The organism is Metabacillus sp. 84 (genome assembly GCF_050107715.1).
Lineage (GTDB): Bacteria > Bacillota > Bacilli > Bacillales > Bacillaceae > Metabacillus_B.
This window is the reverse complement of the sequence record NZ_JBNILN010000005.1, coordinates 193640-215123: the sequence shown is the minus strand read 5'-3', so window position 1 is coordinate 215123 and position 21484 is coordinate 193640. Positions and strand designations below refer to the sequence as shown.

At 45.7% G+C, this 21484-nt stretch carries 19 protein-coding genes; 16 read left to right on the top strand and 3 right to left on the bottom strand.

The window, feature by feature from the left end; all coding sequences use genetic code 11:
* Positions 1–129: 129 nt before the first annotated feature.
* Positions 130–681 carry a hypothetical protein gene (locus ACQCV8_RS11695; protein ID WP_426844811.1) on the top strand — a complete coding sequence of 184 codons (552 nt, stop codon included), beginning with the start codon at positions 130–132 and terminating at the stop codon, positions 679–681.
* A gap of 306 nt (positions 682–987) precedes the next feature.
* Positions 988–2244 carry an ATP-binding protein gene (locus ACQCV8_RS11690; RefSeq protein ID WP_426844810.1) on the top strand — a complete coding sequence of 419 codons (1257 nt, stop codon included), beginning with the start codon at positions 988–990 and terminating at the stop codon, positions 2242–2244.
* A 478-nt stretch (positions 2245–2722) separates the two neighbouring features.
* Here ACQCV8_RS11690 and ACQCV8_RS11685 read toward each other — a convergent pair whose 3' ends face one another.
* Positions 2723–2923: a hypothetical protein gene (locus ACQCV8_RS11685; protein ID WP_426844809.1), complete on the bottom strand. Its 201-nt coding sequence runs from the start codon at positions 2921–2923 to the stop codon at positions 2723–2725.
* A 506-nt stretch (positions 2924–3429) separates the two neighbouring features.
* Here ACQCV8_RS11685 and ACQCV8_RS11680 point away from each other — a divergent pair.
* The 12 genes from ACQCV8_RS11680 (at position 3430) to kynA (ending at position 17421) form a co-directional block, all read left to right on the top strand.
* Positions 3430–4044 carry a methyltransferase domain-containing protein gene (locus ACQCV8_RS11680; protein ID WP_426844808.1) on the top strand — a complete coding sequence of 205 codons (615 nt, stop codon included), beginning with the start codon at positions 3430–3432 and terminating at the stop codon, positions 4042–4044.
* 100 nt (positions 4045–4144) lie between these two features.
* Positions 4145–6058: a 3'-5' exonuclease gene (locus ACQCV8_RS11675; protein ID WP_426844807.1), complete on the top strand. Its 1914-nt coding sequence runs from the start codon at positions 4145–4147 to the stop codon at positions 6056–6058.
* 42 nt (positions 6059–6100) lie between these two features.
* On the top strand, positions 6101–6667 hold the full coding sequence (locus ACQCV8_RS11670; RefSeq protein ID WP_426844806.1) for a cysteine hydrolase family protein: 567 nt from the start codon (positions 6101–6103) through the stop codon (positions 6665–6667).
* An 813-nt stretch (positions 6668–7480) separates the two neighbouring features.
* Positions 7481–8941 carry an N-acetylglucosamine-specific PTS transporter subunit IIBC gene (gene nagE, locus ACQCV8_RS11665; protein ID WP_426844805.1) on the top strand — a complete coding sequence of 487 codons (1461 nt, stop codon included), beginning with the start codon at positions 7481–7483 and terminating at the stop codon, positions 8939–8941.
* Between the two features lie 234 nt (positions 8942–9175).
* Complete coding sequence (locus ACQCV8_RS11660; protein WP_426844804.1) at positions 9176–9730, top strand: SMI1/KNR4 family protein; 555 nt, start codon at positions 9176–9178, stop codon at positions 9728–9730.
* Positions 9675–9875 (top strand): DNA-binding protein, encoded by a 201-nt coding sequence (locus ACQCV8_RS11655; protein WP_426844803.1) that lies wholly within the window; start codon positions 9675–9677, stop codon positions 9873–9875. The genes ACQCV8_RS11660 and ACQCV8_RS11655 overlap by 56 nt, the downstream gene beginning before the upstream one ends.
* An 86-nt stretch (positions 9876–9961) precedes the next feature.
* Entirely contained in the window at positions 9962–10885 is a 924-nt protein-coding gene (locus ACQCV8_RS11650; protein WP_426844802.1) for an ABC transporter ATP-binding protein, read from the top strand.
* Complete coding sequence (locus tag ACQCV8_RS11645) at positions 10882–11970, top strand: ABC transporter permease (protein WP_426844801.1); 1089 nt, start codon at positions 10882–10884, stop codon at positions 11968–11970. Before ACQCV8_RS11650 ends, ACQCV8_RS11645 begins: the two co-directional genes overlap by 4 nt.
* A 427-nt stretch (positions 11971–12397) precedes the next feature.
* Entirely contained in the window at positions 12398–14425 is a 2028-nt protein-coding gene (locus ACQCV8_RS11640) for a catalase (protein ID WP_426844800.1), read from the top strand.
* 240 nt (positions 14426–14665) lie between these two features.
* Complete coding sequence (gene kynU / locus ACQCV8_RS11635; protein ID WP_426844799.1) at positions 14666–15949, top strand: kynureninase; 1284 nt, start codon at positions 14666–14668, stop codon at positions 15947–15949.
* On the top strand, positions 15950–16582 hold the full coding sequence (gene kynB, locus ACQCV8_RS11630; protein WP_426844798.1) for an arylformamidase: 633 nt from the start codon (positions 15950–15952) through the stop codon (positions 16580–16582).
* Entirely contained in the window at positions 16579–17421 is an 843-nt protein-coding gene (gene kynA / locus ACQCV8_RS11625; protein ID WP_426844797.1) for a tryptophan 2,3-dioxygenase, read from the top strand. The genes kynB and kynA overlap by 4 nt, the downstream gene beginning before the upstream one ends.
* A 411-nt stretch (positions 17422–17832) precedes the next feature.
* Here the strand turns inward: kynA and ACQCV8_RS11620 are convergent, their stop codons facing one another.
* Positions 17833–18372, bottom strand: a complete 540-nt coding sequence (locus ACQCV8_RS11620) for a DinB family protein (protein ID WP_426844796.1) — start codon at positions 18370–18372, stop codon at positions 17833–17835.
* A gap of 199 nt (positions 18373–18571) precedes the next feature.
* Between ACQCV8_RS11620 and ACQCV8_RS11615 the strand changes: the two genes are divergently transcribed.
* Together ACQCV8_RS11615 and ACQCV8_RS11610 are read left to right on the top strand one after the other, a co-directional pair.
* Complete coding sequence (locus tag ACQCV8_RS11615) at positions 18572–19201, top strand: 5-bromo-4-chloroindolyl phosphate hydrolysis family protein (RefSeq protein WP_426844795.1); 630 nt, start codon at positions 18572–18574, stop codon at positions 19199–19201.
* Positions 19198–20133: a toxic anion resistance protein gene (locus tag ACQCV8_RS11610; RefSeq protein WP_426844794.1), complete on the top strand. Its 936-nt coding sequence runs from the start codon at positions 19198–19200 to the stop codon at positions 20131–20133. The genes ACQCV8_RS11615 and ACQCV8_RS11610 overlap by 4 nt, the downstream gene beginning before the upstream one ends.
* Before the next feature lie 51 nt (positions 20134–20184).
* Here the strand turns inward: ACQCV8_RS11610 and ACQCV8_RS11605 are convergent, their stop codons facing one another.
* A complete protein-coding gene (locus ACQCV8_RS11605; RefSeq protein WP_426844793.1) occupies positions 20185–21318 on the bottom strand; it encodes a histidine kinase N-terminal domain-containing protein in 1134 nt (377 codons plus the stop codon).
* Between the last annotated feature and the right edge of the window lie 166 nt (positions 21319–21484).

Below are 21484 nucleotides of genomic sequence, written 5' to 3'. Positions count from 1 at the left end.
TAGATGATGGAAAGATAAGCGAAAGCCGCGGGGACAGCCTGAATGGTATACTGATTAGAAAGAGGGAAATGGGTTTGCGGTGACCGGCGAAAGTGTTTTTGCAAACGTATACAGGCAGGTGATGATCAGATGGACGTATCCATCCAGAAGTATTTTCATGATTTAAAGTCAAAGGACAAGGAAGTTCAATACGCTGCCTATCAGAATCTGCTGTCCGAGACAGAAAAAGAAGTGGACTGGGCATATGAAGTCTGGGAACAGCTGCTGCAGGATCTATCCAGCCCTGATCCTCACAGCAGGTCCCGTGCTGCCCAGTTCCTTGCCCGCCTGGCCATCAGTGATCCGGAAAAAAGAATGCTCCGTGATTTTTCAAGGCTGTGGGAAGCAGCGAAGGATCCGAAATTTGTTACGGCCAGGCACAGCCTCCAGGTCATTTGGAGAGTAGGGCTGGCCGGCAAAGAGCAGCAAAGGTTAGTTCTGGAGCACTTTACTGACCGGTTTACAAGCTGCAGGGAAGAAAAAAACCACACACTGATCCGGTTTGATATCATTCAAGGCCTCAGGCTTTTATATGATGAAGTCAAAAGAGAAGAGATCAAACAATCAGCCCACGGCCTGATCGCAAAAGAGGAAGACATCAAGTATCAAAAGAAATATGCTGCGGTGTGGAAGAATACGTGAGGTAGTGGCTTTAAGAAGCATGGAATGCATTCTATGCTTTTTTATTTTGCTGTGAAAAGGAAGTCGAATTTATGTGTTCTATATGAAGGAAAATGAGAGAGTTGAAAATAAATCCCTCCCTGATAGTATTGCCAGACGGAAAATTGTGATAACTTTAAAGTGCAGCAGGATCTTCAGGGGCCAGCCCTCAGGATTATCCTGATGCGCAGCTTCCTGTAAATCAGCCTTATTGATATATCCTCAGCTTAGTTGTATGAAACTTTCATAGACTATTGTTCCTATATAACGAATGGAGAAGGTCCCGATATGAGTATAATAAAGGATTTCTTATTTCAGCTTACCCTCATGGTCATTCCTATTTTTTCTTATTTTATGATTGTTACAGAAAAAATAAAGAGTGATAGGAACAGAAAGATAATCATGGCTGTTTTATGGGGGATATCCATTCTATGCTGCATGACTTACCCGGTCTATTTTGGCCAAAATGCCCGACTGGATTTAAGAATCATTCCTCTGTTATTCGGGAGTTTATATGGCGGCTTTTGGACATCTCTATTCTTATCAGCCCTCATCATCCTTTACCGGCTCTCTTTTGGAATCAGTTTAGGATTCTACAATACTGTTCTGGTTTTACTGTTCGCGCTGCCGGCCCTCTTGTATTTCCAAAAATCGTTTGCAGCTGCGAAGAAGGATAAGAGGATTAAAATTGCAGTGGGGCTTTCCTTATATTACAGCCTAATTGGCTCTGTCCTATTCGGATTGCTAAGGGGTTTTTCCATCAATGATCTTCAAGTGCAATTGATTTATCTTGTTTTTGCCGTTGGGTCTGCGTGGTTTCTCACTGTCTTATATGAGACAGTCAGGGAGATTCACCAGCTCCGGTCGGAAATGCTGAATGCTGAAAAACTGAGGGTAATAAGTGAGCTGGCTAGTGTTTTTGCCCATGAAATCCGGAACCCTATGCAGGTTACCCGGGGCTTTCTGCAGCTTTTACATGAACCGGACTTGCCTGATAAAAAGAGGGAATATCTTCAAATATCCATTGAAGAATTGGACCGGGCAAATGAAATCATAAATGATTTTCTAGCCTTCGGAAAACCATTAATGGATACAAGTGTGAGGATGAACGCAGGTCTTCAGTTGCAGCGTGCAATCAATATTCTTCAAAGCTACTCGCTTACTCATAATGTTGAAATGAAAACGGATATTCCTGATCACTGCTGGATTTATGCTAATCCGCAAAAATTGAATCAGTCTTTTATCAATATCCTAAAGAATGCGATCGAGTCCATGCCAGATGGCGGAATCGTCGTGGTTACCTGTTCGGCTGAGGATGATGAAAAGATCAGGATTGTTATTAAGGACTATGGAATCGGCATGACCCAGGAACAAATCGACAGGCTTGGTTCTCCGTTCTATTCTTTAAAAGAAAATGGAACAGGACTTGGAATGATGGTAAGTTTTCAGATTGTCCGCTCCTTTAAAGGGAAAATTAGCGTGTTCAGCGAAAAAGGCAGTGGCACGGAAATTGTTATTCTTTTGCCGAAGGTGGAAAGCTCCTGAAATTAGTGGAGCTTGTTTTTTTATTATTTAGCAGGTGGATGAAATACAGATTCCAATGGCTTCATTTGGAATCTGTAGGAATACCTTAAGAAGTAAAAGAGAGGACCTCAAAACTCACATTCAACATTCCATCGATGCAGTGCACCAGCTAGGGAATCCTGCGGTACAAATGGGGTATGTCAAAAAGGTGCAATCCATGGAGGATAAGCGGGTGTTTCATGTCAGTCTCACAGAAAAAAGGAACCAGGCGCTGAAAAAGCATGGGGACATTATCGGTTGAGCACCGGCTGAGGAGGAATTGAGGCAGTTTGAGAGCCTATTAAACGACTAAATACGTAGTTTACATATTTGGCATTGCGATTCACTCACTGGAACCCAATATGAGTCTCTGTCTTGCTTTTTGCAGACTGTTTTTAAGGGACTGAGAAAGGTTATCGGCCATTTTTTCAATTTATCGGTCAAGTTTTATAGATATCGGCTATTTTTTCAGGATATCGGCCATTATTCGGTTATATCGGCCATTATTTTTATATATCGACTTTTCGAGGAAAATCGACAAAATCCGCAGTGCCGAAGTCTCTGTAAGCTGCTGCTCCTCAAGCTCACTGTTTTCCTTAAGTGCCTTGCGTTCACAAATGGACAAAACGAGCATGAGATTTCCGATCAGAATCATAGGCAAAGTCACGACCCCTCCTGGCGCGGTCCCAGCAGCAGGAATCGGTCTAAAGCTTCCATATGCAGCCGGCCAGTGTATTCCACGACGAGAAGTGCATACATGAGCGGGATGAGTGACTTGTAGCGAAACAGGGTCACCCCACATAAGTCCAACAATCAGCTGGGACAATCCCCAAAGTGAAAAAACCCCTATAACCGCTGCATCTCCAGAAAAGGAATCCAGCGGAATGGTCGCAATCGGCTCTGCTCCTCCATCCGAAGCGGAATAATGGTGCAGACTTCTCCATAAGGTGACTGCAGTTATGAAGTAGAAATTTATCATCATTCGATTTGTACAGGCAATAATTGATGCCTTCCGGGAACCTCCTTATGTTTACCGAGACGAAGAATTTTTTTAAGATATCGGTCTGAATCCTTTAAAATAAACACTCCCAAGGCAGTGGACGTTCATTGCATTGAGGGCAATCCAGGGAGATAATATGGGAACTAAGGTTTAATAGGAGTGACCCGATGAAGGAAGCGTACTATGATCACATCATGAATGTAAAAACCGGTAGAAATCAAAAAGAAATCCTTCAAGCCGTCCATTACCATTATCATCGCTACGAGCCTACCCCATATCGGGCACTGGATGCATTATTTGAGTATTATCAGCTTGAAAGCAGCGATCACGTTGTCGACTTCGGCTGCGGGATGGGCCGGCTGATTTTCTATATTCATTATCATTTTAACGCGGCCGTCACCGGAATCGAAATGAATGAAGGCTTATATAAAAACGCGCTGGAAAATCTGGAGCGCTATGGGAAGAAAACGAAAAAAAACAAAGGCAGCATCCAATTTCATTGCTGCCTGGCAGAAGAGTATCAAATCACTGAAGAAGATAACCGCTTCTACTTTTTTAATCCGTTCTCAATTCAGGTGTTTATTAAAATCGTGAATAATATCTTGGTATCTGTGGAGAATTCGCCAAGGGAAACGGAGCTAGTCCTGTATTATCCATCTGAGGAATACATCCTTTTTTTAGAAAACCAGACAGCCTATGAATTGAAAGAGGAAGTGTATGTACCCGAGCTCTATGAACTAAATCCCGCTGAAAAATTTATCATTTACCGGCTTTCTTTTTAACGGTATCCAAAACTTGGCTTAATTTTTACAATAAACGACAATTACTGGTTAAAATGGTATATGATAAATGTAACTATTGATTATGCTGGGGTGAAATGCATTGGCTTATACCGTACCCGAAACGATCCGATCAACTGCCACAGCCGGTGAGAGGCTTTTATTTACGACCTTGAAGACATACCTTCCTGATGACTATATCGTTTATTATGAACCAGAAATACATGGGAGGCACCCGGACTTTGTTATTATCGGGCCGGACCTTGGGTTAGTGGTTCTTGAAGTTAAGGATTATACACAGTCGACTATTTTTCAAGTAAACACAGATACTTGGACGATTGTAAACACTAAAGGAGAACAGGCCTCTGTTAAGAGCCCGCTTAAACAGGCAAGGGACTATATGTTCCATATTACAAATGCGCTTCAAAAGGATAAGAACTTAATCCAAACGGAAGGTCCCTACCGCTTTAAATTAAAGTTTCCGACTGGATATGGGGCGGTTTTTACTAGACTAAAGCAGGATTTCTTTGTAAGGGAAAGCCTATACTCGGTTTGTGACCCGAATCTAGTGCTTACCAGGGACGAAATCGATCCGGACAAAGAGGGGTTTTCTGAGGAGAATCTCATTGAAAAAATTATGGGAATGTTTGTCGTACCTTTTCGCCTGAAAGAACCTCTAGGTAAAGAAGAGATTGATGCTATCCGCTATCATTTATTCCCTGAAGTGCGAATCAGCGCAGAGTTTAAAGCACCTGTTCCCTATCAGGACCAGCTCCTTCTATCCTTGCATGAGATCAAGACGATGGATCTGCATCAGGAGAATCTGGCGAGGCAGATTGGGGATAAAAACCGTCTGATCCGCGGAGTTGCAGGAAGCGGAAAAACGTTGATTTTATCTGCGAGAGCAAAGTATCTATCCAAGCAGCATCCTGACTGGAAAATACTTGTGCTGTGCTACAACATCTCCCTTGCACAGGAAATTCGCCATATGATTCAGGCTAAAATGAATGAGCCGGATAGCTTGTTTGATTTTGACCAGATCAGCGCATCTAATGACAGTGTTATGAAAAATATCGAAGTGTACAATTTTCATGCATGGCTGAAGCAGGAACTGAAGATCAGTGAAAAACAAATTCCTATGTTTACGCAAAAGCTTGCAGCGGGGGAGACCATTCTTCCTGCATATGATGCCATCCTGATCGATGAAGGGCAGGACTTTGAACCGGAATGGCTCGCGCTTGCAAGTTCTATGCTAAATCCGGATACTCAAATGCTCCTGTTGGTCGAAGACCGCGTTCAAAACATTTACTCCCGGAAGCGTTCCTATGTACAGGACACGGGTTTGAGCTTCCAGGGCCGGTCTAAAATTCTCTCCATTAATTACCGGAATACAGCCCAGATTGTAAAGTTCGCCTGGAACTTTTACCAAAATCATTCGGCGCTGAAAAATAAAGTGGTGAAAGGCTCCATCGAGGGAGAAGAAATCATATCCCCGCAAAGTACGAGAAGAAAAGGGCCAGAGCCGATTATTGCTAAATGCAGGAATTTAAAAGAGGAAATGGGACATGCTGCGAAGCTGATGAAAAGACTGCATGCTGAAAAAGGTGTGCCATATTCCGAAATGCTTATTCTCTATCGGGTGAAACGAACATTTAACCAGAATATCATTGAAACAATACAGCAGGAATTAAAAGCCGCAGGCATCCCAAATTTCTGGCTGACGGAAAATGCCGACAGCAAAAGAGGATATGAGAAAGAACAGGAGAGAGTTATGATCAGTACGATCGATAGCAGCAAAGGCCTTGATTTCCAGGCGGTCTTTGTCGTGAATGCTGAAAACATGCCGTTTGCTCTGGAGAAAAACAAAGAAAGAGAAGTCTCTCTTCTTTACATCGGGATGACCCGGTCCAAGGATTACCTGTATATTTCCTATTCAGGTGAGTCTGAGTTTACAAAGTACTTTGATAAAATAAAAGATAACCGGCTGCAATTGAAGGAGAAACTGGGTTCTATATAGAAATCAGCTTCTGTGAATCTCTTAAAAGAGGGGGTCTGCCCAGTGAAGCAAGCACTAGTAATCATTGATGCCCAAGCAGAACTAATTGAAGGAAATGAGAACGAGAAAAGTGTGGTTAACAAAGAGATCCTGCTGAAGAACATAAACACTCTCATTGGAAAAGCAGAGCAGCTGGGCATCGACCTTATTTTCATCCGGGATAAGGATGTAGCCGAGGGGGAAAGTCCGGGCTTTGACATTCATCCGGCAATTCGCGTGCCCGACCAAGCTGCCGTCTTTGATAAACAAGCGACCAATTCCTTTTACGGCACCCCCTTACTGCAGTATTTGCAAGTAAAAGAGACTCAGCACCTCGTCATTATGGGGTGCCAGACTGAGCATTGCGTTGACACTGCAGTGAGAACCGCAACCGTCTCAGGATTTGATGTAACGCTCGTTAAAGATGGGCATTCCACCAGGGATTCGGCTGTATTAACAGGGGAACAGATTATTCAGCATCACAATCAGGTGCTCCACGGGCATTATAACGTTGACAATTTTTCAATTGTACGGGAAACGAGCGAGGACATTTTCAGTCCGGCGCATGACCGATATAGAACGGAAGGGTAATCCGGGCCAGGAGAGACATTTTGTTTTTCCTGGCTTTTTTGGTGTCCAGCCTAAGACAATAAATGGAAGCGGCTCCCTTTCTCATTCTATGATGGGTAAGCAATTAGAACAATTTGATGAGGAGAACGTACGAAAAGAAAAAAATACATTTACTGGTTCACAACCTGTCAGGATGTCATCTCTGTTATTTCTTCGTTTTCGTTTATTTCCATGTTCTCTCTCATTATTACTGTAGTTGTATTAAAAGCATGAATTCCTTTGTACGCTTTGACTAGTTTGCTTACGCTTTTTATTTCTGGGGTGATTTCCCTAAATAGTCTTATTCGTATTTTCGTTTCTTTAAGTACAGTGATGACAATCTTTGTCTTTCAGCTTAGAAGATGGATTTGAAGCAGCCTCATTGAGTTTCCTATTCTCTAAAAGGCCGCTGCCGCCAGTCCGACAGGTGAATTGCGGCGATGACTTCCAAACGGGAGGGTAATGATATCGGGGAAAAACGTGGCGATAAAAGATAAAAACGCAGGAAACGATCAGCGAGGGCCGTTTGTTCCGTAAGGACAACCCGGCCGGCAAACTGGAGACCACCTCATGAAAACCTCCTGAAAAATACAGGCCGGATCTTTTTTTCAGGACTTTCTCTCCGTATTCCGAAAACGTAAAGATTAATATGATAAAATATGTATACGCTTACATAATGGTATAAACCTTAAGCATAGTCTGATAAGGGGGTGGGACAAAAGCTTACAGGTTAGAGGGAGAAAGTGGAGGATCATGCGATAACAAACAATAGAGAAGAATAGGGGGAGAAGGAGCATGATGAAATATTTGCAGAGAATAGGCCGGTCATTGATGCTTCCGGTTGCTGTCCTGCCGGTTGCGGCAATCTTGCTTGGTGTAGGATACTGGATTGATCACGATGGATGGGGAGCAGGTAACCAGATCGCAGCGTTTCTGATTAAGGGCGGAGGGGCAATCCTTGACCATTTGGGAATTTTGTTTGCGGTCGGAATTGCTTTGGGAATGTCGAGGGACCGGGACGGGGCGGCGGCTTTAAGCGGACTTGTAGCATTCCTCGTTGTAACGACTGTTTTATCAGCCGATTCTGTCGCGATGCTTCAGAGCATTCCTCCTGAGGAAGTGAATGCTGCCTTTGGAAAAATTGATAATGCTTTTATCGGGATTTTATCCGGACTTATAGCGTCTATTATGTATAATCGATTCAGCCAGGTGAAGCTGATTGATGCCCTTGCCTTTTTCAGCGGACGGCGGCTGGCGCCGATTATGTCGGCATTGTCGATGCTTGTCATTTCTTTGGTGCTTTTATTTGTTTGGCCGGTTGTGTATTCCGGACTGGTTTCATTCGGTAAATCCATAAGTGATCTAGGGTTCATTGGGGCCGGACTCTATGGGTTCTTTAACCGTTTGCTCATCCCGCTCGGACTTCATCATGCGCTGAACTCTGTGTTTTGGTTTGATGTTGCCGGGATTAATGATATCGGAAATTTCTGGTCCGGGGAAGGGACGAAGGGTGTAACCGGCATGTATCAGGCGGGCTTTTTCCCGGTGATGATGTTCGGGCTTCCGGCTGCGGCGCTTGCTATGTATCATACCGCTAAAACGAAGAAGAAAAAGCAAGTCGCTTCTCTAATGCTTGCGGCCGGTTTTGCTGCATTTTTAACAGGGGTTACGGAGCCGATTGAGTTTGCGTTCATGTTTGCAGCACCTGCTCTTTATCTCGTCCACGCGGCATTGACTGGGATTTCCCTGGCGATTGCGTCCCTGTTTCAATGGACAGCAGGCTTCGGCTTTAGTGCGGGATTGATTGACTTTTTATTAAGTTCCACGCTGCCGCTGGCGAACCTTCCTTATATGCTGCTTATTCAGGGACTTGCATTTGCAGCTGTCTATTATTTCGTTTTCCGCTTCCTGATTACCAAATTTAATTTCAAGACACCTGGCCGTGAGGATGATGAGGAACTGGAAGGAGCGGTTGCCGAGGCAGCTCCATCTGCAGAAGCTGCAGCAGGAAACAAATTTGCCATCCAGGCAGCACGCATTTACGAAGGACTGGGCGGAGACGAAAACGTCACGTCCATTGATAACTGTGTGACCCGTCTCCGCATTGAAGTGAAGGACATGAAGGCGGTTGATCAGGCAAAAATCAAATCGACCGGTGTGCCCGGGATTAATATTGTCGGTGCCAACAGCATACAGGTGATCGTCGGGACCTCTGTGCAGTTTGTAGCAGATGAAATGATAAAGATTCGGAAGTAAAGGATGAAGGCTGCTGTCTGAAAAAGTCCGGCTGAAAGAGAATAGCGGAATGGAAAACTCCTGGTTTAGCTTGAAGCATACCGGGGGTTTTCTTTGTATAATCGTATCGATCTAAAGGATATATGTCCGGGTGAATGAAGCGGAAGCCAGCCAGAACACCAAACCTTAAAAGGCTAAAAAATACTAACTGCCCGGCTCTTTTTGAATTATAGTAAGGGAAAGGGGCGTGGCTGAATGCTTATAGAATATTACCACGGACAAAATTTCTGGATAGAGAATGGGTGTCATTCCGAACCTGTTTACCCATTCAACGATCAGGTACTGAAAGAGGCGGAAGATCTATTAAAAGTTAAGCTTCCTCGGGAGCTCATTCAGCTGATGGAAATCAGGAATGGAGGCAGTCTCGCTTATCCGAATTTTGTGCTTCCTGATAAAGGAGAAAAAGATTCCCTCCCCGGCATTTACCCGATTCACATGATGAACGATGATCCAAGCATGCTTTCATTAAGAGAGGCTTTCCATGAGGCAGCTCTTCCGGAAGGGATCGTCCCGCTCTGGAGTGATTATCATAACTGGATAGTCCTTGATTATCGTCATACAAAAAAAGATCCCCCGGTTTTAAAGGTGACAGAAGATTACACGGACCATTCGTGGATTTATACGGAAATAGCCCCGGCTTTTAATAAGTTCCTGAAGATGCTTTTAGAACAGATAAAGGAAAGGAGACTGTACAATGAGTCAGGAGAAGGAATTCCCGAGGATTGGCAAACCAGCAGTAAGAGCTCTTGAAGGAGCAGGGTATACAATACTCGAACAGCTGAACGGAGTCAGTGAAGCAGAGCTGTCAACCCTTCATGGAATGGGGCCAAAAGCAATTGGACTGATTCAGGAAGCGCTTCACGAAAAAGGGATGTCGTTGAAAAATAAAAAATAGAGGGATAAGCCGATATAAGAAAGAATACTTATCTATGAAAAGATCTTCGGGGCAGCAAAAAACTGTCCCATTTTGGAGTGTGAAAAATGGAGGAATCAATCATCAGCGTAAAGGACCTCGTGAAAACGTACGGGGATTTCACGGCTGTGAATGGAATAACATTTGAAGTGCATAAGGGAGAAGTTTTCGGCGTTCTCGGTCCGAATGGGGCAGGAAAAACGACAACGCTTGAAATGCTCGTCGGGCTCCGGAAGCCGGATCGCGGGGCAGCGGATATAGGCGGATTTGATGTGGTACGGGATTTGAAAAACGTGAAGGAAGTCATTGGGGTGCAGCTTCAGTCCACAACGCTTTTTGAGCTCTTGACGGTGGAAGAGATTCTTCATTTGTATGCGAGTTTTTATAAAAAACACATTCCGATTGAGCCATTAATTAAAGACATGCTGCTGACAGATAAAACGAACAGCCGGATTAAAAGCCTTTCAGGAGGCCAGAAGCAGCGGCTTGCGATTGCTTTGGCGCTCGTCCATGATCCGTGGATCATTTTCCTGGATGAACCGACAACCGGATTGGATCCGCAGGCGAGAAGAACGTTATGGGATATTATTTTTAAATTGAAGGAAAAGGGAAAGACGGTTGTGCTGACGACTCATTATATGGATGAAGCACATGTACTCTGTGACCGGATTGCCATAATGGATCAGGGAAATCTGATTGCGCTTGACACTCCTGAGGAGCTTGTTCGCAGCCTTCATTCCGAGAACGCAGTGGAGTTTCGTTTTGAAGAAGAGGGGGCCGAACTGGACCTCGATCGGATTGAAGGTGTGAAACAGGTGGGATCTCAGAAGGATGCGACCATCCTATACACCGATCAGCTGCAGGCAACGCTGACAAGCCTTATCCAGAGGGCTGATGAACGCGGCTTGAAGCTTGCTGATCTGCAGATTCGGACCGCAACGCTTGAGGATGTCTTTATACATATGACGGGAAGGAGTTTAAGGGAGGCATGAAGGCTTATTGGCAATTAACGTTAACCCAGCTGCGGATTTTTATCCGGAACCGGCAGGTCTTGTTTTGGACACTCGCCTTTCCGATTTTCCTCATGGTGATGCTCGGATCTTTCCTTGGAAATGGGGGAGGCATGTCCGTTGCAGTCGGTGTAATAGATAAAGACCAATCCGCTGAATCAAAAGCATTTATGGAAGCTTTACAGAAAAACGACGCAATGAAAACGGAAAAAGAAACAGATGAAGAAAAAGCATTTAATGAAGTGAAAAACGGGAACCTGCAGATTGCGATTGTCATACCTGATGGGTATGGGGAAAAACTTGGCCAGGGCGCCCCTTTCAAGCTTCCGGTTTACTATGATGAAACGAACGCAAACGTTTCCCAAATAGGCCTACAGCTTGTAAACGGCGCAGTCGACCAGATCAGCAAAGAGCAGGCGGACTACAAACCGGTTATCGTAACAGAACCAAAAGGAGTCGAAACACTAAACCTGAAATACATTGACTTCCTTGTACCGGGAATCGTTGCCATGATGATTATGAGCAACAATATGAACGGAGTAGCCGGGCAGATTGCAGCCTGGAGAGAACGCGGCATTTTGAGAAGGATGCAGGGAACGACGCTGAAAGCCTCCACATTCATTGCTGCCCAGATAACGGCCCGCCTGTTTTTGAATGGTCTGCAGGCGCTGCTTGTCCTTTTAATCGGCCAGCTCGTTTTTGGCGTCGAAGTCCGCGGCTCCTGGCTGGTGCTGGTCGGCTTCGTCATTTTGGGAACACTCGCCTTCATGGCTGTTGGCTTTATCATTGCAGGAATTGCGAAAACACCGGAAAGCGCTGCACCCATTGCGGGCTTCCTGTCCTTCCCAATGCTCTTTCTCGGGGGTGTCTTTTTCCCTATTCAGGATATGCCGGATTTTCTGCAGCCGATCGTCTACGCGCTGCCGATCTCCCATCTTTCTCATGCCTTGAGAGAAGTAATGAACGTCGGAGCCTCGTTTATGACACTCGGGAGCGAAGCGCTCATCCTTGGATGCTGGCTTGTAGGAGCATTTATTGTGGCAAGTTATACATTTAAGTGGGAATGACCGGCCCAAACTCGTCCTTTGAGTGTGAAGGACGAGTTTTTTATTAGGAAACTCAGTAAAATGTAGAGCAGTGTCCCTAAATGGTCAGGAGTGAGGTATTAGAGGGCGCGGTGGGGCCCTACAGAAGAGGATATCGGCTATTTTGAGAGTTTATCAGCCGATTCGGACAATATATCGACCGAAATAAGAATATATCGGCTATTTTATATATATATCGACCGAATTGAAGAAGATATCGACTTTTCGACACAATTCGACCGTATTCGCCTGCCGCCATCTCTCTAGAACTCCGTATGGGACGGGTTCAAAGCCATTCGAACCCCCAATAAGGGCCCCCTTTACGAAAAATTCCCTGTTTCCCCTCTCCCGGCAAAGGGTACTGTATAAAACGCATTTTTTTACATACTTACCTAAAGGGGTGGCAAATTTGAGCAATCGCAAGGATGAACAGCTGGAGCAGTACCGGGTTGATGATGAAGGCAAAAAGCTAACAACAAATCAGGGACTCAAGGTTTCGGAGGATGAGTTTTCACTTAAGGCTGGAGAACGCGGACCTACGCTTCTGGAGGATTTCCATTTTCGTGAAAAAATGACGCATTTTGACCACGAGCGGATACCAGAGCGGATCGTCCATGCGCGCGGCTTTGCGGCTCATGGTGAATTTCAGGTCTATGAGTCTATGAAAGAATATACCCGCGCAGGGTTTTTACAGGATCCATCCGTTAAAACCCCTGTGTTTGTCCGGTTTTCAACCGTCGCAGGTTCCCGCGGTTCAGCTGAAACGGTCCGTGACGCCCGGGGGTTTGCGACGAAGTTTTATACAGAAGAGGGCAATTATGATTTGGTAGGAAACAACATTCCGGTGTTTTTTATTCAGGATGCAATTAAGTTCCCGGATTTAATCCACGCAGTAAAGCCTGAGCCTCATAATGAAATTCCCCAGGCTGCTTCGGCTCATGATACATTCTGGGATTTTGTCGCCAACAACCAGGAAGCAGCGCACATGGTCATGTGGACGATGTCCGACCGTGCGATTCCTAGAAGCCTGCGCATGATGGAAGGCTTCGGTGTTCATACGTTCCGGTTTGTAAATGAAGAAGGAAAATCGAGATTTGTTAAATTCCATTGGAAGCCTGTTCTCGGCACGCATTCACTTGTATGGGATGAAGCACAGAAAATCAACGGCAAGGATCCGGATTTCCATCGCCGGGATCTCTATGATTCCATTGAAAATGGCGATTACCCGGAATATGAGCTTGGTGTTCAGATGATCGGGGAAGAGGAAGAATTCAAATTTGATTTTGATATATTAGATGCGACGAAGCTTTGGCCGGAGGAAGAGATCCCGGTTAAAATGATTGGGAAAATGACGTTGAACCGCAATGTGGACAACGTGTTTGCAGAGACGGAGCAGGTGGCGTTCCATCCGGGCCATGTTGTTCCCGGCATCGATTTTTCCAACGATCCATTGCTTCAGGGACGATTGTTTTCCTATACCGATACCCAGCTAATCCGTCTTGGCGGTCCCAATTTCCATGAACTGCCGATCAATCGGCCGGTCTGTCCGTTTTTCAACAATCAGCGTGATGGCTATGGCAGGCATACAATAAACCGCGGCCAGGTTGCCTATCATAAAAATTCCCTTGCAGCGAACACACCGGCTCCTGCAAGTGTGGAAGAGGGCGGCTATGCTCACTATCAGGAAAGAGTGGAGGGCTATAAAGTCCGGGCGAGAAGCGATAGCTTTAAGGATCATTTCTCTCAGGCTGCTCTCTTCTGGAATAGCATGAGCAAGCCTGAAAAACAGCATTTGATCGATGCGTTCAGCTTTGAGCTTGGTAAAGTGAAAAGCGAATCCGTTCAGAAGCAGGTTGTTGACATGTTCTCAAATGTAAGCCTGGAGCTTGCTCAAGGCTTTGCAGAAAACATCGGAGTGGAGCCTCCTCAGCAGGGCGGATCCCAGGTAACGAAATCGTCTCCGGCTTTAAGCCAGGAAAATACGGTGAAAAGTCCGGCTACCCGCAAGGTTGGAGTACTCGTGGATGACGGGTTTAATGGAGCGGAAGTCGGAGCGATTCTGGAAAAGCTGAAGGCTGCCGGCATCCAGCCTGAAATCGTGAGCAACAAGCTTGGGAAGCTGAAAGCCACGGATGGAACGGAGCTTAAAGTTGAACATACCTTTTTAACAAGCGACTCCGTCTTATTTGATGCAATCTATGCAGTTGGCGGAAATGATGTAAGCAAGCGATTCTACCGCGAAGCTGCTGCCTTTCTTCAGGAAGCATTTGAGCATTTTAAACCAATCGGCGCCACTCATGAAGGCGAGAAGTGGATTGAGGCTCAGGAAATGGCGAATATGCCTGGCGTGGTCAGCGGACAGCCTTCGGATCAATTCGCTGCAGCGTTCGAAAAAGCGATTTCGGTGCACCGTCACTGGGATCGTGAAATCGTCTAATTGAACAGCAGCTGGCGGTCTTCCTGGGGAGGCCGCTTTTTGCTGCGGGTGAAGGAAGAGGGGTTTGCCGGCAAGTCAATAGAATTAAGATTTTGCAATAATAATCAAATTTCCGCTGCTAAATCAAATTTTCGCACATATTCTCCATCCCCAGTCAGAGCCCTCCCCCCTCCCTTTGACAGCGCTCTCATTTCTAAAATATAATTCTAGTAGACTCAACCTGGAAAGGACGGTACAAAAATGGCCGCACAGCTTGATCGTTTTTCGCTTGAATATGCCCGTACTTTGGATCAGTCGGATCCGCTCGCCTGCTTCCGGAATGAATTTTACATAAACGAAGGAACCATCTATTTGGACGGCAACTCTCTTGGCTTGCTGTCAAAACGTTCAGAGAGGACGGTCCATTCTGTCCTTGAATCTTGGAAAACGTTCGGTATCGATGGCTGGACAGAGGGGGAACACCCATGGTTTTATCTGCCGGAGCAGCTTGGGGAGCAAATGGCTCCGCTAATTGGCGCGTCTCCGGAGGAAGTGATCGTAACAGGGTCTGCGACCGCTAACCTGCACCAGCTTGTTTCTACTTTTTACAAGCCCTCAGGGAAAAGGACAAAAATAGTTACGGACGATATCACCTTTCCGACTGACGTGTATGCTCTGCAGAGTCAGCTGCGGTTAAAGGGCTATGACCCGGAGACCCATCTCGTGAAAGTCAAAAGCCGGGATGGGCATACGCTGGAAGCTGAGGATCTTATTTCAGCGATGACTGAGGATGTCGCGATGGTCATTTTATCAGGTGTCCAGTACCGCAGCGGCCAAATTCTCCCTATGGATAGACTGACAGCGGAAGCTCATAAGCGCGGAATTCTGATAGGCTTTGATCTATGCCACTCTGTCGGGTCCATTCCTCATAGTCTTTCAGAGTGGAAGACAGACTTTGCTTTTTGGTGCACCTATAAGCATTTAAATGGGGGACCGGGTGCGGTCGGAGCGCTTTACGTGAACAAACAGCATTTTGGAGCAACGCCGGGTCTTGCCGGCTGGTTTAGTTCGGATAAATCCAAGCAGTTTGACATGGCTCATGAGCTTACACCAGCAGACCATGCCGGTGCTTACCAAATGGGGACGCCGAATATCCTAAGCATGGCCCCGCTGCTTGGCTCCCTCGCAATGTTTAATGAGGCGGGAATAGAGGCTGTGCGCAGGAAATCCTTAAAGATGACAGGGTACATGATGGATGTAATCAGTCATGAGCTGGCCGATTTTGGATTCACGATCCGCAATCCGGAGGACGAAACGAGGGGAGGCCATCTTTTCATTGAGCATGCGGAGGCAGCCAGGATCTGCAAGGCATTAAAAGAGGAAAAAATGATTCCTGATTTCCGTGCTCCAAGTGGAATTCGTTTGGCACCGGTGGCCTTATACAATACATTTGAGGAAATATGGCTTATGGTTCAAAAGCTCAAAGCCATCATGAAGGAAGAAACCTACAAAAAATTTGAAAATAAGCGGGGAGTGGTGGCGTAAATGACGTGGATGGACATTACCCAGCCGCTAGGCCCAACAATCGGACATTGGCCTGGGGATACCCCCTTTTCCTATACAACAGCCTTTACCAAACAGCAAACGGGTTCTGTCAACATAGGGAAAATTACCACAAGCCTCCATACCGGGACACATGCGGATGCCCCGTTTCATTTCTTGGACAGCGGACCCAAAATCAGCGAGCTCGACATCCACTGTTTTATCGGCCAGGCCAGAGTGATCGATGTTTCAGCTGAAAGTATAATCAATAAAGAAGCATTAAGCCGCTTTCATCTGGACGGTGCCGAAAGGCTGCTTCTGAAAACAGCCGTCAGGAGCAATCCCGGAGTTTTTCCGGAGAAAATCACCGCCATTCACCCAGATTGCGGACCGTATCTCAAGGAAAAAGGAATTTGCCTCATCGGGGTGGAGGTACCGTCTGTCGACCAGCTGGACAGCAGGGACATGGCTGCCCATCATGCGCTTTATGAGAACGGGGTCCAGATTCTTGAAAACCTCGTGCTTGAAAAAATTAACCCGGGAGACTACGAACTCATTGCGCTTCCGCTCCTGATTGAGGGGGCTGACGGAAGTCCGGTGCGGGCCGTTATCCGCAGAAGAGGAGGGGTTGAATGAAGAATCATGAACAGGCTGCTGATACGGAAAAAGCAATCCATACCGACTTTCGAAACAGCATGACCTACGGGGAATATTTACATCTGGATAAAATTTTAGGGGGACAGGTGAGGCTGTCCGATCATCACGATGAAATGCTGTTCATTATCATCCATCAGGTGAGCGAGCTCTGGATGAAGCTCATCCTGCACGAACTGGAATCCTCAATTGCCGCGGTTGTAAAGGAGGATTTGCCGACAGCCTTTAAGCAGCTGGCCAGAGTGTCTAAGACGCAATCTCAAATTATCCAGGCGTGGGATGTCCTCTCAACGCTGACACCGTCCGAGTACATGGAGTTCCGTGAAAAGCTCGGGCAGGCATCAGGGTTTCAGTCTTATCAATACCGTCTGATCGAGTTCGCCCTCGGTTACAAGATCCCGCACGTCCTGAAAATTTATGAAAAGGACCAGGAGCTGCATGCCCGGCTGGCTAAGGCATACCGGGAGCCGGGGCTTTATGATGCTGCGATTCAGGCTCTTGCAAAAGCAGGTTTATCGATTAATCAGGACGTTCTCAGCCGCGATTACTCAAAGCCCTATCAGAAGGATGACTCCGTACAGGCAGCCTGGCTCACTGTCTACCGGCATACTGATCGATACTGGAACTTGTACCAGCTTGCCGAAAAACTTGTCGATATCGAAGACTGGCTCCAGCAGTGGCGGTTCCGCCATATGAAAACCGTGGAACGGATTATCGGCTTCAAGCAGGGGACTGGAGGGTCGTCCGGCGTCAACTATTTGAGGAAAGTGCTCGATCAGCGCTTTTTTCCCGAGCTGTGGGATTTGAGGACGGAAATTTAAGAGTGTAAATTGGCTTCAGAACTCGTTCATCCCCAGGAATTTTAAAGGTTTCCGGCTAATAAATAAACCGAACTATTATTTGAAACTCTGGTATAGAGCATCGTAATAGTTCGGTTTTATTGTTATATATGCTGTTTTTTAACGGAATTTTCGGCTCTAAGGACAACAATGTTAGTAATAAATTACACATCCCCGCTGCATTTCCAATAAACTACAATTTAAGAGATTGACGATGCCTATAGCATTTATCAAGTCGTTTGTGAAGTTATACCGGGAGCCGTTATTCGTCTGGCTAGCCGGCGTATCGTTACGATAACCAGTAAAGCTGATATCCAAATCGCCTGCGTTATTGGGAGGAGGCTAAAAAGCTGACTCCGAAGAACCATTCCGTTCTTCCATTCAGCTGTTCCCTTACAGATATCGATCTCTTAAAATCTTTACATGATGCCTCTCATGTCCCGCGATGATGGCTGCCAGAGCAAGGACGGTTACTGAAGAACCATTTGCTCTCCCGGTCAGGGTCCACGCACTGCTTTGCAGCCCTTTCATTAACATAATTGTTGCCTGCCGCACAGCTAGGAGATTCTTCATATGCCAGGCCATGGTTTGCTCATTGAAACCTGCTTGCTTCACATAGCTTTCGTCATTATAGCCTCGAAACTCGTGCTGCTCACCGCGGCAGATGACGAGGAGCCGATAAGCCATTATGCGCTCGGTATCCGCGATATGGCCAATGACTTCTTTAACAGTCCATTTACCGGAGGCATAGTGACGCACTCCTTCTGCTTCCGTTAAGCCTTCAAGAAGTCTGAGGGTTTCCTCTATCTGCTGCTCCAGGATCATAATAAGGTCTCCGGATGGAATAAGATCTATATAAGGCTGATAGTGAGGATGAAACTCGTGCTTCTCTGGTCTTATTATCAAATTAATCCCTCCTGAACTATGTATCATCTAATTATATAACAGGGGCATGATGCAGGTGAATCCTGACTATAATGGCAAATATAAGCCTCAGGTCTTAAAATCCGGTACATTTCAGGTCTATGGAAGTACAGAGGCAAATCATGTACGATGAATATAAGAAAGATGAAACCGGAAAGCGTTCCCATCCGTAGGAAGATTAAGATCTTAGGTCAGGAGTCGATTATAGATGAATCGGTTTATTCCGCATGCTGCCGGATTTTTTACTGCTATGCCTGTCACAACTGCCGTTTGGCTGGTTAGCTTTTTCCCTCTATCCCAGCCGTACCTTTCTGCTTCAGGGATTTCCCTGCTTGGCGGAGCTGCTGCGTATGGAACAGCTGCTGCAATTGTCCACTCACGATATTTGAAAAAACACGAGCTTTCAAGGAGCGAGTACCGTTATATACAGAAAAATCTTAAAGAAGCTAAACGGAAAATTGACCGTCTTAGCCGGGCATTATTCTCTGTCCGCAGCATCTCTCAATTAAAACAGCGCGTCGATTTGCTGCGTGTTGTCAAAAAGATTTACCGTCTTGCTGAAAAGGATCCAAAGCGTTTTTACCGGGCAGAGCCGTTTTTCTACAAGCATTTGGACTCTGCCGTTGAACTGACCGAACGATTTGCATTTTTATCCTCCCAGCCTAAAAAGAACAGTGAAATCAGTTCCTCCTTAAAGGAGTCAAACCGAACCCTTAAAGAGCTGCTCTTTACCATTGAAGAAGATTTGTACCTTATTCTTAAGGATGATGTCAGTGAGCTCAAATTTGAAATGGATGTTGCAAAAAAATCCATCAATCAGGCGAAGGATTTAAAATGACGCTGCACGGTTCATTCTCAGAAAAAGAGCTTCAGAGAATTCGGGAGGCGGCTGAATCCATTAATCCGGGGATGGAGGAAGAGGTTGCTTCCTTTGGCGTTCCTGCTCAATCCAAGCTGCTCTCTTTATCCGATAGGCTGATGCAGTATGTGAAGGAGAAAGACCGGGGAGGCGCCGGAGTCATTATGGAGGACCTGATGAGAAAGCTCGAGGAGGCAGACCCCGAACCAGCCCGGTCTTCTGGAATATTGAGGCGGATATTCGCTCGAAACCAGCGTTCTGCATCCGAACTGATTTCCCGGTATCATAAAATGAGCGCGCAAATGGACCGGGTGGTGCTAAAGCTTGAAAACAGCAAACAGATATTGCTTTCAGACAATGCGATGCTTGAGAATCTTTATGAGCAAAATAAAGAATTCCATGGAGAGTTGAACGTATATATAGCTGCTGCCGAATGGAAGCTGGATGAGCTCCAAAAGAAGATAATCCCTTCTTTGCAGCAAGGGGCGGAAAGCCTTGGGAGCATAGGGAGCAAGGAAAAGGAGGAAACAGTCCGCCGCTTTGCCGAGAGGCTCGACCGAAGACTGTATGATTTGAAAATAAGCAGGGAAATGACTCTTCAGGCAGCCCCGCAAATCCGCATGATTCAGAAGACGAACGAAATGCTTGTGGAAAAAATTCAATCCTCCGTCCTGACGTCCATCCCGCTTTGGAAAAGCCAGGTAACCATGGCCTCTACTATGCTGAAAGAGGAAAAAGCGGGAGGTACGAAGAAACAGATGAGCATGATTGAGGAAAAAGCCAGGCTGAAAGAAACCGGGCAAAAGCTGAAGCGCGATGCGGCAGATTCGCTGAAACTGCAGAAGGAGGGCCAATTGCATAGACTGACTGCAGAACAAGGCCTGTCTGCTGCTGAGAAACGGAAAAAATAAAACAATGAAAAATCGAGCGGAAAGCAGGAATGATGATTTCTCTCGATTTTTTTATGCTTCCTGTGATAAGGCAGGAAGAAAGATAAAGAAGGTTGTTTGTTCCTCATTAGATTCACAAACAATGGAACCCCCGTGTTTTTCCACGATTTTTTTGCATACAAACAGCCCAATTCCTGTACCGAGTTCCTTTGTCGTAAAAAAAGGTTCAAAAATGGTTTTAATATTTTCAGCCGGAATGGCCGGGCCGTTATTGGATATTGAAATGACGCCCTGCTGATGTTCCATATACGCATTGATTAACAGATTGCGCGGTTTTTCCTTGTGCTTAAGGGCATCGATTGAGTTCATAAAGAGGTTAAGCAATACCTGCTTTAATTCTTCACGGTATGTTGATATTACCAGATCTTCATTCATCCGGCTGATGACATTCACATCGGTATCTACAATACTCGGGTAGGTAAGCTCGCGGATGTCTTCAAAAAGCTTAGCTATGGATGTTTCTTCTTTTTCCGTCCCGTTAAACTCAGCTTTGGATGTATGGAGAAACTGGGTAATCCGGAAGTTCAGCTGATTGAGCTCATGGTTGATAATATCAAGGTACTCGAATTGAGGGTAATCATTTTTTAAAAGCTTAATAAAGCCCATGACAGAAGTAAGCGGATTGCGGAATTCATGTACAAAGCTTGAGGACATCTGTCCGAGCAGCGCAAGCTTGTCCTTATGATTCTCATGAATATACGTGTTTTTCTCGCTTAATTCCAGGTTTTTTAAGTTCGTGTATTTTGTAACAGCATGGTAGCAGAACAAATCGAATTGCTGATTGATATGGCTGATAAAGAATTCCAGGTCTTTAACAGGTATTTCCGATTTGAAGATGTTCCGAATGATGATGCTCCTTCCGGCGTTTACATTATATACGAAATCTCCGATATTGATATTGGCTTCGAGGCGTTCGCTTGCGACTTTAAAGGCGAGTCCTTTTATTTCCTCCTCCGACAAGCCGCTGCCGATGGCATGTTTGATTAAAAGGTACATATTTTCGCCGTTCTCCTTCACTTTTTCCTTGTGAGGATCTACTTGACCGATGAAGATCGTCTGCTGCCATTCCTCCAAAAAGACAGACTGCCGTTCCTCAAAAAAAGAGATTAGACGTTTCTTATGAGATTCGAGCAATGTTCGTTCCATATTTCTCCTCATTTCGCAGAATAGTCCCTCTATTACTTTCTGAATAATTAGTTTAAGAAGGGTATTCGACAAAAGGAGTCATTTTCCTTCTTAAAAAAGAATGCCTGCGGGCAAAGTTGAATGAAGTCCGGAATGGGTGGCTGGAAAAGGAAGGAATGGCGCCTCA